Source organism: Amycolatopsis sp. cg9 (genome assembly GCF_041346945.1).
Taxonomy (GTDB): domain Bacteria; phylum Actinomycetota; class Actinomycetes; order Mycobacteriales; family Pseudonocardiaceae; genus Amycolatopsis.
Genome location: NZ_CP166850.1, coordinates 5,664,981 through 5,679,885, shown reverse-complemented (window position 1 = coordinate 5,679,885; position 14,905 = coordinate 5,664,981). Strand labels below are relative to the sequence as shown.

13 protein-coding genes are annotated in these 14,905 nt (G+C 73.0%); 3 read left to right on the top strand and 10 right to left on the bottom strand.

Annotation, left to right across the window (positions count from 1 at the left end):
- Positions 1 to 22 precede the first annotated feature (22 nt).
- Positions 23 to 1,363, top strand: a complete 1,341-nt coding sequence (locus tag AB5J73_RS27120) for a glycosyltransferase 87 family protein (protein WP_370961479.1) — start codon at positions 23 to 25, stop codon at positions 1,361 to 1,363.
- Here the strand turns inward: AB5J73_RS27120 and AB5J73_RS27115 are convergent.
- The 7 genes from AB5J73_RS27115 to AB5J73_RS27085 all read right to left on the bottom strand — a co-directional run bounded on the left by AB5J73_RS27115 (position 1,350) and on the right by AB5J73_RS27085 (position 10,083).
- Entirely contained in the window at positions 1,350 to 1,559 is a 210-nt protein-coding gene (locus tag AB5J73_RS27115) for a helix-turn-helix domain-containing protein (RefSeq protein WP_003071237.1), read from the bottom strand. The genes AB5J73_RS27120 and AB5J73_RS27115 overlap by 14 nt on opposite strands.
- A 178-nt stretch (positions 1,560 to 1,737) precedes the next feature.
- Positions 1,738 to 3,366, bottom strand: a complete 1,629-nt coding sequence (locus AB5J73_RS27110) for an ABC-F family ATP-binding cassette domain-containing protein (protein WP_370961478.1) — start codon at positions 3,364 to 3,366, stop codon at positions 1,738 to 1,740.
- Between the two features lie 135 nt (positions 3,367 to 3,501).
- Positions 3,502 to 4,152, bottom strand: a complete 651-nt coding sequence (locus tag AB5J73_RS27105) for an acVLRF1 family peptidyl-tRNA hydrolase (RefSeq protein ID WP_370961477.1) — start codon at positions 4,150 to 4,152, stop codon at positions 3,502 to 3,504.
- Between the two features lie 73 nt (positions 4,153 to 4,225).
- Complete coding sequence (locus tag AB5J73_RS27100; RefSeq protein WP_370961476.1) at positions 4,226 to 7,096, bottom strand: S8 family serine peptidase; 2,871 nt, start codon at positions 7,094 to 7,096, stop codon at positions 4,226 to 4,228.
- 297 nt (positions 7,097 to 7,393) lie between these two features.
- Complete coding sequence (locus AB5J73_RS27095; RefSeq protein ID WP_370961475.1) at positions 7,394 to 8,956, bottom strand: deoxyguanosinetriphosphate triphosphohydrolase family protein; 1,563 nt, start codon at positions 8,954 to 8,956, stop codon at positions 7,394 to 7,396.
- Positions 8,957 to 9,097: 141 nt separating this feature from the next.
- Entirely contained in the window at positions 9,098 to 9,736 is a 639-nt protein-coding gene (locus AB5J73_RS27090) for an SRPBCC family protein (RefSeq protein WP_370961474.1), read from the bottom strand.
- A complete protein-coding gene (locus AB5J73_RS27085; protein ID WP_370961473.1) occupies positions 9,733 to 10,083 on the bottom strand; it encodes an ArsR/SmtB family transcription factor in 351 nt (116 codons plus the stop codon). The genes AB5J73_RS27090 and AB5J73_RS27085 overlap by 4 nt, the downstream gene beginning before the upstream one ends.
- A 146-nt stretch (positions 10,084 to 10,229) precedes the next feature.
- Here AB5J73_RS27085 and AB5J73_RS27080 point away from each other — a divergent pair, with 146 nt between their 5' ends.
- Positions 10,230 to 11,900 carry a GGDEF domain-containing protein gene (locus AB5J73_RS27080; RefSeq protein ID WP_370961472.1) on the top strand — a complete coding sequence of 557 codons (1,671 nt, stop codon included), beginning with the start codon at positions 10,230 to 10,232 and terminating at the stop codon, positions 11,898 to 11,900.
- Here AB5J73_RS27080 and AB5J73_RS27075 read toward each other — a convergent pair.
- Complete coding sequence (locus tag AB5J73_RS27075; protein WP_370961471.1) at positions 11,897 to 12,331, bottom strand: DinB family protein; 435 nt, start codon at positions 12,329 to 12,331, stop codon at positions 11,897 to 11,899. The two genes, AB5J73_RS27080 and AB5J73_RS27075, sit on opposite strands and share 4 nt — an antisense overlap.
- Entirely contained in the window at positions 12,331 to 12,918 is a 588-nt protein-coding gene (locus AB5J73_RS27070) for a class I SAM-dependent methyltransferase (protein WP_370961470.1), read from the bottom strand. Before AB5J73_RS27070 ends, AB5J73_RS27075 begins: the two co-directional genes overlap by 1 nt.
- Positions 12,919 to 13,168: 250 nt before the next feature.
- Here AB5J73_RS27070 and AB5J73_RS27065 point away from each other — a divergent pair, with 250 nt between their 5' ends.
- Positions 13,169 to 13,756 (top strand): helix-turn-helix domain-containing protein, encoded by a 588-nt coding sequence (locus tag AB5J73_RS27065; protein WP_370961469.1) that lies wholly within the window; start codon positions 13,169 to 13,171, stop codon positions 13,754 to 13,756.
- Here the strand turns inward: AB5J73_RS27065 and AB5J73_RS27060 are convergent.
- A complete protein-coding gene (locus AB5J73_RS27060) occupies positions 13,747 to 14,904 on the bottom strand; it encodes a sulfotransferase (protein ID WP_370961468.1) in 1,158 nt (385 codons plus the stop codon). The genes AB5J73_RS27065 and AB5J73_RS27060 overlap by 10 nt on opposite strands.
- Position 14,905: the final 1 nt, after the last annotated feature.

Sequence of the window (14,905 nt, the reverse complement as noted above, 5' to 3'; positions counted from 1 at the left end):
GGCCCCTCGGTAGCCTGGCCGGGTGGGAACGGAGGTGGGCCGGGCGCCCGCATGGCGGCGCGCGGCACGGCTCTTCACCGCACCCTCGCGCACTCCCGAAGCCGCCCCCTTGCGGTGGGACCTGGGGTTCTACCTCGCCTGCCTGGCCTTCGCGCTGCCGACCGCGCTCAAGTCGGAGTTCTACGGCTACCGCGTCTGGGGCAACTTCGCGACGGCGGCGTACGGCTTCGGCGTGCTGCACAGCGGCTGGCTGCTGTGGTCCGCGCGCCGGGGCCGCGAGCCGCGTGGCGTGCTCGGCTCGCGCTGGTGCGGCATCGCCGCCGTCGGCCTGTTGGCCATGATCCTTCCGTTGGCACTCCTGGTGATTCGCCGACTGACCGGAGTGGACTGGCTGATCACGCCGTTCTCCTGGGCCGCGCAGCCCGAGGTCTGGGTGATCGAGCGGTCCGCGGATCTGCTGCTGCACCACGGAACCCCGTACGTCGACGTCACCGCGCTCGGCCGGGCCCCCGAGGTAAACGATTACACGCCTTACGGCCCGGTGATGGCGCTCTTCGGCCTGCCGCGCGCGCTGTTCGGCGGCTCACCGGTGGCGGACGCGCTGACCGACGCCCGCTGGGTGTTCGCGCTGGCCGCCTGCGCGTGCGTGCTGGGCACGCTCAAGCTGCTGAAGTGGCCGAAGGTGCCGGTCGGAGCCGCGCAGCTCGCGCTCGCCTGCCCGCTCACCGCGCTCACCTGGGCCGTCGCCGGGCCGGACCTGGCGATCGTCGGCCTGCTGGTGCTGGCCTGCGCGCTCGCCGCCACCGGACGGGTCGCCTGGTCGGGACTCGTGCTGGCGCTGGTGATCAGCGCGAAGCTCATCGTCGCGCCCGCGGCCGCGGTGCTGGCGGTGTTCGTGCTGGTACGCCGGGGAAAGCCCGCGCTGGCGCGGTTCCTGGCGGCACTGGTGGCGACGACGGCCGCGCTGCACCTGCCCGTGTACCTCGTGGACCCGGCCGCGTTCGTCGAACACGTCTTCCGGTTCCCCCTCGGGATGGGCGCCGTGCGGTCGCCCGCGGCGAGCCCGTTGCCGGGCCACCTGATCGCCGGTCTCGGCGTGGTCGGCCAGGTGACGGCGTTCGTGCTGGTGGGCGCCGCCGCCGTGGCGATGCTGGTCTGGCTGGTGCGCCGGCCCCCCGCGAACGGCTCCGGCGCACTCCTGCGCATCGCCGTCGGACTCGGCGCGTTGATCCTGCTCACCCCGGCCACCCGCTACGGCTACCTGGTGTATCCCCTGGTCCTGCTCGGGGCCCACCTGGTGTTCCGCGTGGCCGAAGATCCCGCTGCGCCCCCCGCGCAGCAGTCCGCGACTACTTCTTCTTGACCCTGGTGGCCCCGCCGCGCCCCCGCAGCTGGACTCCCGACTCCGACAGCACCCGGTGCACGAACCCGTAGGACCGGCCCGTCGACTCCGCGAGGGCCCGGATGCTCGAGCCCTTCTCGTATTTCTTCTTCAGGTCAGCGGCCAGCTTGTCGCGCGTGTTGCCGGTGATCCGCGCGCCTTTCTTGAGATCAGCCACGTCGATCGCCTTCCCGCCGAGAGTGTTCTGGGCCACATATCGGCCCCTGCCGGGGCAATGATCGAACACTGAGCGCCGGATTGCCAGACGACAGCCGTAAAACGACCGAAATTGCGATCACATTGGGCCATTCCAGTGCCTCACCGGGAGTGATCTTGCACCCGAATGGACGCACCCCTCAGGCGAGCTGGACAAGTTCCAGGTAGTCCGCCGACCAGTGGTCCTCGGTCCCGTCGGGCAGCAGGATGACCCGCTCCGGCTCCAGGGCCTCGACCGCGCCCGGGTCGTGGGTCACCAGGACGACGGCGCCGGAGAAGCTGCGCAAGGCGTCCAGGACCTGCGCACGGCTGGCCGGGTCGAGGTTGTTCGTCGGCTCGTCGAGCAGCAAGACGTTGGCAGCGCTGGAGACCAGGCCGGCCAGCGCGAGCCGGGTCTTCTCGCCGCCGGAAAGCGTGCCGGCGGGCTGGTCGAGTTGTTCGCCGGTGAAGAGGAACGAACCCAGCAGGTTCCGCAACTCCTGCGCCCCGGTGTCCGGAGAGAGATGTCGGATGTTTTCCCACACCGACGCATCATGATCAAGAGTTTCGTGTTCCTGTGCGTAATAGCCCAAACGCATTCCGTGACCCGGCACGATCTCACCGGTGTCCGGGGTTTCCATTCCGCCGAGCAGCCGGAGCAAAGTGGTCTTTCCCGCGCCGTTCAGGCCGAGTACGACCACCTTCGAACCGCGGTCGATGGCGAGGTCGACGCCGGTGAAGATTTCCAGTGAGCCGTACGACTTCGACAGCCCCTCGGCGGTCAGCGGCGTGCGGCCGCAGGGCGCCGGGTCCGGGAACTTGATCCGGGCGACCTTGTCGGCCACCCGGGTCTCGTCGAGCGAGGACAGCATCTGCTCGGCGCGGCGCGCCATGTTCTTGGCCGCCACGGCCTTCGTCGCCTTCGCGCCGAGCTTCGCGGCCTGCTGCTGCAGCGCCGACGCCTTCTTCTCGGCGTTGGCGCGCTCGCGGCGGCGGCGCTTCTCGTCGGTGGCGCGCGCGTCGAGGTAGCGCTGCCAGCCCATGTTGTACAGGTCGAGCTCGCCGCGGGTGGCGTCGAGGAACCAGACCTTGTTGACGACGTCGGCGAGCAGCTCGACGTCGTGGCTGATCACGACCAGGCCGCCGTCGTGCTGCTTGAGGAAGCCGCGCAGCCAGTTGATGGAGTCGGCGTCCAGGTGGTTGGTCGGCTCGTCGAGCAGCAGGATCGTCTCGGACTTGCCGCCGGCGCCCGCTTCGGCCGCGGCGAACAGGATCCGTGCCAGCTCGACGCGGCGGCGCTGGCCACCGGAGAGCGTCTGCAGGGTCTGGGCGAGGATCCGGTCGGCGAGGCCGAGGTTCGAGCAGATCCGCGCGGCTTCGCTCTCCGCCGCGTACCCGCCGAGGGACGCGAAGCGCTCTTCGAGCCGGGCGTAGCGGTTGATGGCCTTGTCGCGCGCGGCTTCGTCGACGAGCTCGGCCATGGAGGCCTGGGCCTTCTCCATGTCCCGCATCAGCTTGTCGAGGCCGCGCGCGGAGAGCACGCGGTCCTTGGCGGTGACCGAAAGATCGCCTTCGCGCGGGTCCTGCGGCAGGTAGCCGAGCTCGCCGCTGCGGCGGACGTCGCCCGCGTGCGGCTCGCCCTCGCCGGCGAGGACCTTCAGCGAGGTGGTCTTGCCCGCGCCGTTGCGGCCGACGAGACCGATGCGGTCGCCGGGCTGGATGCGGAGGGTGACGCCGTTGAGCAGGATGCGCGAACCCGCGCGCAGCTCAAGGCCGGTGGCCGTGATCAAGGGAACTCCCGTGGACGGGGGTGAACGGAGGACAGCGACAGGCGGCCACTCGGGCCGCGGCGTCACTCCAGCTGGATATCCACGGAGACCAGTGTACGGGGCGGGGTCCACGGGTTTTTCCGGACGTGTGCGGTCTCACCCGTCGCGCAGCGTGATCTCCACCGAAAGCGCACGTCGCGCCGCTTCTTCCAGGACGGCGAAGCTCGGCTCGGCGACTTCGAGCACGCGGGGCTCCGCCCGGGCGAACAGCGGTGCCAGCCGGCGGTCGCCGCGCAGCTCGTCGAGGGCGCGGCGGTCGCCGCCGAGCACGACGGCGTCCACTTCGGACAACCGCGGCACGAGCACCTCGAAGGCGTCCTTCGCCGCGTCCTGGAGCGCGTGCCGCGCCTGTCCCGCGCGACGCCGGGCGAAACGCTGCTGGGACCAGCCGCCCGCGGCCGAGCGGCCCTGCACCAGGTGCCGGTCGGTGCGCGAGACCTCGACCCGCCCGGCGCCGGCGATCCCGGCGCTGTGGCCGCCGAGCCGCACCAGCAGGAGCGCGATCCGCCGCGGCACCAGCACGTGCGCGAGGAGGGCGTCGAGGGACGGCTCGCCGAGCGGTCCGAAAGGGACGGTCGCGGTCGCGGTGGTGCCGTCGGCCGCGGTGACGCGGACCTCGAGCGGCCCGGCATCGGTGGCGGCGATCCCGCCGTGCGAAGCCGAAAACCGCTCGAACCAGCCGCGCAGCCGCTCCGGCGGGACCTCGACGGCACGCCCGCCGCCCTCGACCTGCCGCGCCTTCGCCATGGGAAAACGGTAGCGCCCCAATGTGGCGTTGGGTGCGTCCAGCGCACCCAACACCACATTGGGGCGCTTGGGATTACAGCGGGTGCACCGGGCCGTTGTTGGTCACGCCCCGCACGTTCGACGGCGCGCCGGCCGCCGGGGGCTGGACGAACCCGTTGATGTGCAGCGCGACCGAGCGGATGAAGCCGGCGTCGCCGCCCGCCGCGTCCACCACGCCGAACGTCCACGTGCCGTCCGCGGCCGCGCCGGTCAGGCCGCCGGTCAGGGACTGCGTCGGCCGCCAGGTGCCGGTGAACGGCGCGTTCGCCGAGGTCACCGTGCTGAACGCCGCCGCCGCGTTGTCGGCGAAGACGACCTTGCACAGGTTCTTGCCCGAGCTGCCGTTGCGCTGGAACACCGTCGCCTTCGCCCCCGAAGGCGCGGTCAGCGTGCCGACCAGGTCACCGACGTAGGAGTGGTTCAGGCCCACCGTCGTCGAGGCCGGGTCGGTGCTGCACGTGGTGCCGTCCACGGAGAACGTCACCTTGGACGCGCGGCCGACCCCGGTGACCGGGATGGTCACCGACGCGCCGACCGGGCTGTTGTCCGGGATCGCCACCGGCGCGCCGGCGTAGGCGAAGTCCTGCGCGACCGGCGACGGGGTGCCGACCGGCAGCGAGAACGTCTGCGTCGTCGGCGAGTGCGCGCCGGCGAAGGTGACGCGGGCGTTCAGCACCACCGGCACGCCGAGCTGCTGGCTCGCCGGGACGGTGATGGTGAAGTCGTTGACGCCGGTCTGCCCCGGGCTGATGGTGCCGTAGGACTTGGACCGCGGCGCGACCGTGACCCCGGGGGTCGGGCTGGTGAGCACGACGCTGGTGGACACGGCGGTGCCGTCGCCTTCGTTGGTCACCGGCAGGGTGACCTTGGCGGTGTCGCCCGGGTCGAGCGCCGAGCCGCCGTCGGCCGGGGTGACCGTCGGCTGCTTGGCCACCGCGAGCGGCTGCGGGCTGGCACCGGTGTAGGCCAGCACCTTGTCCGCGAGGATGACGCCGGCCCCGGTGAAGTTGTCGCGGCCCGGGGTTTCGATGTCGATCGCGGTGTTGATGAGCGCCTCGCGGACCTCGGACGGCGGCAGCCCGGGGTTGCCGGACAGCACGAGCGAAGCGATCGCGGCCGCGTGCGGCGCGGCGGCCGAGGTGCCGAAGAACGGGTTGAAGCCGGTCACGCTGGTGGTGACGCCGTCGGCCGCGGTGATCTCCGGCTTGTTCCGGACCTCGCCGCCGGTCGAGGACACGTTGCCCGGCGTGATGGGCGTGCCGTCGGCCTCGTAGAACACCCGCCGCGGGCCGTCGGAGCTGAACCGCTCGGCCTTGGTGACGCCGCTGAACGAGCCCGGGTACGGGCCGGCCGGGTTGGCCGGGTCACCCGGCTCGAGGAGCCGGCCGAACGCCTTGGCCGCCGGGGCCGCCGCGACGCTGAAGGCGTCCCGCGCGGCCGAGTGGCCGACCGTCACGCCCGGGGTGTTGTAGGCCTTGAGCCCGTCCGCCGAGTCGGAGAACCGGCCGCGCAGCGCGGACAGCGACAGGTAGCGGGCCTGGCCGGAGAACTTCACGATGGCCAGCCGCAGCCCGGTGCCGCCGAACGACGGCGTCGTGACGCGCTCGTACGGGTCCTGGGTGCCGGTCTGGACGTCCTGGCTGAAGCTGACGACCGCGCCCGCGGAGTTGAGCAGGTAGAGGTCGTAGTCGTTCGCCGAGGCGCCCAGCGGGTCGGACCAGTGCAGCGTCACCGGGACGCCGGCCGAAGAGGCGTTGGAGATGGGCTCGTAGATCTGGTTGCCCGCCGCGCCGGCGAAGTTGTGCGCGGTGCCGGCGAACTTGCCGACCGACTTGCCCGAGTCGACGAAGTCGCCTTCCCAGTGCCCGGCGGTGCCGCTGGCGACGTTGCCTTCGTTGCCCGCCGACGAGAAGTACAGCGCGCCGTCCGCGGTCACGTCGTTCACGGCCTGGGCGATGATCCAGTCCTGGAACGGCGATTCCTTGAAGTAGATGACGTCGTCGACGATGACGTCGCAGTGCGACTCGAAGCGCAGCTTGCGGATGTTGTCCGCGAAGCTGGCGTCGGAGTTGAACGCCGAGGCGAAGCCCAGCTTCGCGTTGGGCGCGAGGTCGTGGATGATCTCGAGCATCGCGGTGCCCTCGTCGCCGTCACCTTCCTGGCCGGCGATGACGTCGACGTCCGGCGGGAGCTCGCCCTTGGCCACCGAAGCGGCCAGGGAGTCGACGCCGTCGGACAGGGCGCACGCCTTGACGCCGACGCCGGTGACGCCGAACTGCTGGCGGGCGAGGTCGGCGTTGTGCGCGCGGTCGCCCTCGCTGGTGAGGGTCGCGGCCGCGGCGGCGCTGCGCTGCGCCTTGGCGTTCACGGCTTTCTGCAGCTCGCCGGCGATGCGGTCGGCCTTCTGCTGCTTGGTCTCGGTCTTCCCCGGCGTCGTCGCGGGGGTGGCCAGCTCGCGGGCGGTCAGCGCCTCGTCGGCCTGCTCGACGCGCTTGACGTCGCCGCGGGCGGCGATCTCGCTGACCTTCGCCACGGGGACTTCGGCCCGGACGCTGCCGTAGCGGTCGGACACCGCGCGGATGCCCGCGCCGGCCTTGGTGAGCCCGGCGATGAGGTCCGGCGAAACCTTGCTCACGCGGATGTCGACGAGGGCGGTCCCCGCCGCCGCGACGCCGGACTGGAGCGCGTTCAGCTGCTTGGTGACGCCCTTTTCGGCGACGAGCAGCTTGCTGTCCACTTTGGACTCGGTGGCGGTGCGGCCCGCCTTGACCGCCTGCAGGGCGGCGATCTGCTGCTGCGCGGTTTCGGTGAAGGCGTCCGGGGTGGACGCGGTGGCGGCCCCCGCCGCGGGCGGGGACACCAGGCCGAGCGCGGCGAGCAGGGCCGCGGCTCCGGCGGTGAGCACAGTGGATCTCGATCTCGTGGAACGGGTACGACGCACGGGCGCCCTCCGAATCTCCAGGCGCGTGCCCCGACTCACGCTGACCGAACGCCGGTGATCACCGGCAGGATCAAGCTAAGTACGGTGCGTACGGTGTAAATACCCGCCGTTCGAGTGACAAAGGACGGGTAATTTCCGGAACCGGACGGATGTCGTAGGCCGTTCAGCTCAGCGGCGGTCTTCCCACCGGACAACGGCGGGACAACCGCGTCACGGCAAGGGCGACCACCCGCTGGGAAGCCCGCTAGCGCGACCGTCCGGTCAGAGCACGAACGAATCCGACCACGGCTGCGCGGCCCGTCCCGACAGAGCGTCCAAAAGGGTCACTGCCTGCTTGTCGGTCAGCGAAGCGACGAAGTCGACCACCGCGCGGCCGCGGGCCAGCCCCCGCACGGCGTCCGGACCGGACACCCGCTCCCCGGTCGCCCCGACGAGCAGCTCCGGTGCCGTGCGCGCGAGCCCGGCGTACTCCGCGTGCGCCAGCTCGACCAGGTCGTGCAGCCGGCGCGGCAGGCGCGAGACCTCGTCGCGGTCGAGCAGCCACGCGTCGAGCGCGTCGACCAGGCTCGTCACCAGCCCGGCCTGCCCGCGCTGGTGCAGCGCCAGGTCGGGGCGCAGCAGCACGAACCGGCGGTGCACGAACTTGAGCACCTGGACCTCGTGCCACTGGGCGGGGCGCAGCGAGACGTGCCCCGTCCGCGTGGACGGCGAGGCGAGCACGTACACGCCGTCGACCAGCCGGGCGGTCCAGTTCGCCGAGAACGCCGCCGTCGCCTGCTCGGCCTCGATCGAGCCGTCGAACTCCCCGGCGAGGAGCCCGTCGACCAGCTCCGCGCGCACCCGCGCGACGGCGGCGGCGAACGCGTCGTCGTCGACGATCCACGCGTCCTTGGCGTGCATGCGGCGGCGCAGGCGTTCCAGGGAGCGGCCCGGGCGGCGCAGGCCGGCGTGCAGCGCCTCGTCGGGCAGCCCCGCCAGCTCGGCCGCGTGCTCGAGCCACTCCCCCAGCTCCGCGGCGACCGGCGCGTGCTGCAGCACCCCGATGCGGTGGAAGTCCTGGAGGTCGTGGATGGCGTAGGCGATGTCGTCGGCGGTGTCCATCACGGACGCCTCGACGGTCTGCTGCCAGCTTTCGACGCGGCCCGCGAAGGCCGCGCGCGCGTCCTCGAAGTCGTCGAGTTCGGTGGCGTAGGCGGAGAACTTGGCCGCGCCGGTGCCGGGCACCTCGCCCGGCTCGGCGGCCCCGCGCGGCGGCACGCCCATCGCCGACGGGTGCGGCGCGGGGTGGTGCAGCCGCAGCCACGGGTACTTGAGGACGGCGGCGCGCACCGCCGCGGTGAGGTCGAGCCCGACCGCCGACGGCCCGCGCACGTCGGTCGTGGTGATGATCCGGAACGTCTGCGCGTTGCCCTCGAAGCCGTCGGCGAGGCCGAAGCGGTGCCGGGCGATCCGGTCGAGCGTCTGCTCCCCGAGGTGCCCGAACGGCGGGTGCCCGAGGTCGTGGGCGAGCGCGGCGGCCTCGGCGACGTCGGGGTCGCAGCCGCCCAGCTTGTCGGCGAGGGCGGCGTCGGGCCCCGCGGCGATGCGCTCGGCGATGGCGCGCGCGACCTGCGCGACCTTCAGGCTGTGGGTGAGCCGGTTGTGCAGCAGCCCGGCCCCGCCGGCGCTGACCACCTGCGTCACCCCGCCGAGCCGCGCGAAGAACGGCGACGCGGCGATCCGGTCGCGGTCGATCCGGAACGGGCTGGTCGCCAGGTCGGTGAACCCGCCGGCGCCGGCCTGGGGGTCGCGCCGGGCCGCCCGCGGGTCGGTCTCCTGATCCATGCGCCCGACCCTATCCGGCGGTCACCCCGGCGGCGGCCAGGCGCTCCCGGACGTCATGAAAGGGTCGTTCACCTCGCCGGACGCGGTGAACGACCCTTTCATGACGCCGGGGATCCTGGCGGGACCGGGGCGGGACCGGCGCTAAGCCTCCGGCTGGGCGGTGTAGGCCGCCAGGCAGCGGTCGGCCTGCGCGCGGGCCACGGCCTGGTCCTCGCCACCGGCGACGTGCGCCTCGTACCAGGCTTCCCCGGCCTTCGTCACGAACTCGACGCCCGCCGGCGACACCATCCAGGCCATCGCCTCCTGCGGGTCGACGACGTACCCGGGATCGGCGGCCAGGTGCCGGACCAGCGCCGTGAGCGCCATGTCCCAGCCGATGCCGACCGCGCCGGGGCCGAACTGCTCCCAGTGGTCGTCGACGTGGGCCACGTGCTCCAGCTCGAACCGGGTGCCGTCGCCCTCGGGGGCCAGGCGGACCTCGATCCAGCTGACGCCGCCGTTGAACTCCCAGGTCGCGGCGAAGCTCTTCGGCGGGTCGCAGCGCTCGACCGTGCCGCCCGCGTTGCCCTCCAGCTGGTACTTCCCGCCCACCCGCAGCTCGCCGCTGACCGGCAGGAACCAGCGCGGGATGCGTTCGGGGTTCGTGACCGCGTCCCACATGTCGTCGGTGCCGGTGTCGTAGACCTGGCTGATGGTCATGACGCGCGCCTCCCCGGCTTCGAGGACGCGCTCGCCGACCGTCCGGCGGACGGCGCTGATCTGGTGGCTGACGTCGATCACGAACTTTCTCCTTCTCCGGTGGCGCGCCGGGCGCGCTTGCCGCGGGCGATTTCGGTGGCCAGGGCGGCCAAGGGCGGTGCCCAGTACCGGCGGAACCGGTCGAGCCAGTCGTCGACGTCACGCAGCGGGGCGTGCCCGACCGCGTAGAGCCGCCTGGTGCCGTCCTGGCGGACGACCGCGAAGCCGTTGTCCCGCAACACCTTCAGGTGCTGCGACACCGCGGGCTGCGAGATGCCGAACTCGGCCCGGATCACCTCGGTCACCGCGCCGGCGGCCCGTTCGCCGTCGGCCAGCACTTCGAGGATCCGGCGGCGGACCGGATCGCCGAGGACGTCGAACGCGTGCACCCGGTCAAGCTACAAGTTGCCGCTTATATAAGTCAAGGCTGAACAAGTGGCGCCCGTCACCCGCAGTTACTCCGATGTGAGTAACGCCGGTGAACATCAGACGACATCGGTTCCGCTCGCCCGGCCCCACCGGCGAGGATCGGGTCGTGAAGTCGCCACGCGCGGTCCGCTTCGCCTTCCAGCCGCTGTACAGCCTCCAGACCGGGGGCGTGGTGGCGCACGAAGCGCTGGCCAGGCCCGGCCACGGAACGGTCCCCGAGCTCCTCGCGCAGGCCCGCCGCGAAGGCCGGCTCGCCGAGGCGGACCTCGGCCTCGCCGTCGCCGCCGTCCGCCAGGACGCCGAGGCGCCGACCGCGCTCCCCCTGCACCTCAACCTCTCCGCCCGCACCCTCGCCGCGCCGCTGGCGATGTTCGACGACCTGCTCGAAGAGCTCGGCGACGCGGGCCGCCGCACCCGGGACGTCGTGCTGGAGATCGGCCCGCCGTTCGCGGCGGTGCCCGGCGAGCGCGCGCTGTCCGGGATGCGGGCGCTGACCGAGCTGGGCTTCCGGCTCGCGCTCGACGGGCTCGGCCGCGGCGACCTCCCGCTGGGCCTGCTCGTCGACGCGCCGGTCGACGTCGTCAAGCTCGACCGCACGGTGCAGCGCGGGCTGCCGGACGACCAGGCCGCGGTCGCCGTCGTCGAGGCCCTGCTGCACTTCACGAACCGCACCGGCACCCGGCTGGTCGCGACCGGGCTGGAGACCGACGCCCAGCTCGAGGCGGTCCGCGGGCTCGGCGTCCGGATCGCGCAGGGCGGCCTGCTGGCCCCGCCCACCGCCGAGGGCCCCGCCCCGGCCCTGCTGACCCGCCCGCGCGCGGCCGTCGCGCCGGGTCCGGCGAAGTGCGTCGGCGACTTCCTGCGCCCGGCGACGACGCTGCCGGAAACCGCGACGTGCGACGAAGTCCGCGAAGTGCTCGCGGCGGCCGACGCGCCTTCGGGCGTGGTCGGGGTGGACGAGCTGAACCGGCCGCGCTGGTCGGTCGACCGGACGCGGTTCCTGGTCGCCGTGACCGGCCCGTACGGGCACGCGCTGCACGCCAAGCGCCCGGCGGCCCGGCTCGCCGACACCCCGCACACGATCGAAGCCCGCGCCGGCGCGATGGAGTTCCTCGAGCTGGTGACCGACGCCGACTGGGGCCGCACCGGCGACGACGTCGTCGTGGTCGACGAGGTGGGGCGCTGCCTCGGCGTCGTGCTGGTGACCGAGGTGGTGCGCGGGGTGGCCGAGGCGAAGGTCGAGGCCGCGGCGGCGCTGAACCCGCTGACCCGGCTGCCGGGCAGCGACACGGTCGCCCGCGACGTCACCCGCCGCATCACCATCGGCGAGCCGTTCGTGGCGGCGTGGCTCGACATCGACAGCTTCAAGGCGGTCAACGACACCGCGGGCTTCGCCGCGGGCGACAACCTGATCCGCGAACTGGGCGCGGCCCTCACCGAGCTGTCCGGCGGCCTCCGCCGGATGCGGGTGAGCCACGTCGGCGGCGACGACTTCCTGGTGGTCTGCGACGTCGACGAGATCGCCACGGTGGCCGGCGCCCTGCTGGACCGCCACTGGTCGGCCGACGGCCTGCCGGTGACGGTCTCCCTGGCCACGCTGGTCTGCGCGAGCGACGCGATCCGCTCGTACCAGGAGGTTTCGCGACTGCTGGCGCCGCTGAAGAAGCGCGCGAAGTCGGTACCCGGGTCGAGCTGGGTGCTCGGCCGCCCGGGCTCCGACCGCGTCGAGGTCCTGCGCGGCATCGGCACCCGCGGCTTGCAGGCCGCCGCCGGTTAACGACCGGTCGCCCCGTCGATCAGCTCGCGCAGGATGTCCATGTGCCCGGCGTGGCGCCCGGTCTCCTCGATCAGGTGCGTCAGCGTCCACCGCAGGTCGGCCACGTCGGCCTCGGCCACCCGCGCGTTCACCCGGGCCGCCGTCTCCCGGTAGGCGGCGACGATGTCCTCGGCGCCTTCGCCCGGATTCGCGCGGAAGGTCGCCGCCCACTTCGTCGTGCGCTCGCCGAGCACCCAGTGGCGTTCGACGTGCGTCAGGTGCTTGACCAGCCCGAGCAGGTTCGTCCCGGACGCCACCCCCGGCGTCCGCACGGCGGGCTCGGCGACGCCCTCGACCTTCGCGATCACCGAAGCGCGCAGGTAGTCGAGGAAGCCGAGCAGCACCTCCCGCTCCCCAGGCCCGGTCTTCGGCGGCCCGGCGTCCCGCGCCATCAGGCGGCCCGCCGGACGACCAGCACGTGGTCGGTCACGGTGGCGGTCTGCCCGCCCGGCCCGGTCGCGACCCGCCGTGGCGCGTCCGCGCGCTCGGCCCGCCACCCGGCGTCCAGCGCCAGCTCGGCGAACACCTCCTCGGGCGTGGGGAAGTCGCCTTCGGTGTTCCACGACCAGGGCGCGACCGAGCCGTGGTCGACGACGACCAGCCGCCCGCCGGGCCGCAGCGCGTGCGCCGCGGTGCGCAGGACCCGCGCCCGCGGCAGCTCGAACGGCGTGTGGAAGTACTGGGCGGACACCAGGTCGAACTCCCCCTCGGGGAACTCCGCGCCCAGGTCGGCGCGGACCGCGGACACCGGCAGGTCGCGCGCGTGCTCGGCGAGGCGGGCCACGGCGTTGGCCGAGATGTCGACGGCGGTGACCCGCCAGCCGCGCGCGGCCAGCCAAAGCGCGTCGCCACCGGCGCCGCAGCCCAGGTCCAGCGCGCGACCCGCGGGCAGGTCCGCGGCGATCTCGGCGAGCACGGGGTTCACTCCGGTGGTGCGGGGCTCGCGGTAGTGGTCGTCCCAGAAGCGGACGGCGTCCATGGTTCTCCTTCGTGCCGGGTTACGGCGTTCACCGTGCCGCGCGGGCCCGGCCGGGCGCACGGAAACTTGCCGGACCGGCAAGACGCGAGCCGAAGTTCCGCGAAGAGCGCGTCCGCGCGGGTCTTGAATGAGTCATTCAGGACCTCCGAAGACCTGAATGAGTCATTCAAGACCTCTGGGCGAGCCGGACGCCGGCGGCGGAGTGGCCTCCGGGCGCACGAAAAGTTGCCGGACCGGCAAGACTGGGGGTATGAGCGACGAGATCGACACCGTCCTGGCCGCGGTCGGGCCGCGGTTGCGCGCGCTGCGGCGGCAGCGGGGCGGCACCCTGGCCGGCGTCTCGGCCGAGACCGGGATCTCGGAAAGCACCCTGTCCCGGCTGGAAAGCGGGCAGCGGCGGCCGAACCTGGAGCTGCTGCTGCCGCTGTCGCGCGTCTACGACGTCCCGCTCGACGACCTCGTCGGCGCCCCGCACACCGGCGACCCGCGCGTCCACCTGCACCCGGTCCACCGGTACGGCATGACGTTCGTGCCGCTCACCCGCCGTCCCGGCGGCGTGCACGCGTACAAGATGCTGATCCCCGCCAGCGGCGAGCCCGCCGAGCCGACGCCGCAGACGCACAGCGGTCACGAATGGCTCTACGTCCTCAACGGGACGCTGCGGCTGGTCGTCGGCGACCGCGACCTGGTCCTGCCGCCGGGCGAAGCCGCGGAGTTCGACACCACCGCGCCGCACTGGCTGGGCTCGGCCGACGGCCGCGCGGTCGAGCTGCTCATCCTGTTCGGCCTGCAGGGCGAGCGCGTCCACGTCCGGCCGCGCGACGACGATCAGCCGTAGACGGCCCGATAACCCGCGAACCGCTCGTCGACCTCTTCCGGGGTCAGGCCGAAGTCTTCGAGGCGGTACCGGTGCACCGGTTTCCGCTCCCCGGTCCGGCTCCGCTCGTGCACCGCGGTCATCGCCGTACGCGCTTCGTCCGTCAGCGGCAGTCCGAAGTGGTCGTACACAGTGGACACCGTGCCGATCGGGTCGGCCACGAAGTCTTCGTAGGCCACGTCGCAGAACTGCGCCGGGTCGTACCGGCCGCGCGCGTGCCGGAACTCGTCGGCGCCGCGGGCCCACAGGTCCAGCTGCCCGCGGCCGATCACCTCGCCGCGGAACTTCGTGGACCAGCCGTCCGCGGCCTTCTCGGCGAGGCTGCACATCGAGCCCATGATCGTCCGCGGTGCCCGGTGCGTCTGGATCACCAGCGCGTCCGGGTAGTTCGCCATCAGCGCGTCCAGTGCGAAGAGGTGGCTCGGGTTCTTGAGCACCCAGCGCTTGCCCGCGTCCGGCAGCCCGATCAGCTGCAGGTTGCGCCGGTGCCGGGCGTAGGCATCGGTCCAGTCCTGCTTCGCCAGCCAGCGCGAGTAGCGCGGCAGGTGCGCGAGGCACTCGAACGAAACCGACCGCATCGACTGCCGCAGCAGCTGCCAGCACTCCTCCACCTGGTCGGCGGACATGTGGTGGACGCCCATGAACTCCGGGTGCTCGACGTGGTGGCGTTCGTACCCGGCCTGGATGCCCTGGAAGATCGGGTTCTCCGCCCACGTCCCGCGCGGCGGCCGCGGCTGCGGGACCTCGGCGAGCCACACCTCGAGGCCCTGGTGCGCGGGATCCTCGACGAGCAGCCGGTGCAGCGCGGTCGTGCCGGTGCGGGGCAGGCCGGTCACGAAGATCGGCCGTTCGACGCGGACGTCCGCGTGCGCCGGGTGCTGCTTCCAGGACGCCTCGCTCAGCAGCCGCGCCACGAGGGCGCCGCGCAGCATCGCCCGGTGCACCTTGTTGCCGAACGGCGTGAGGTCCTCGTCGGCCTCGTACGACTCCAGCAGCACGCGCAGGCCCTCGACGTGCTCGTCGGTGCCGAAGTCGTCGAGGCCGGTGAGCTTCGACGCCGAAGCGTGCAGGTCCTCGACGGTGCCGACGTCTTCGCGGCCGGGGAGCATC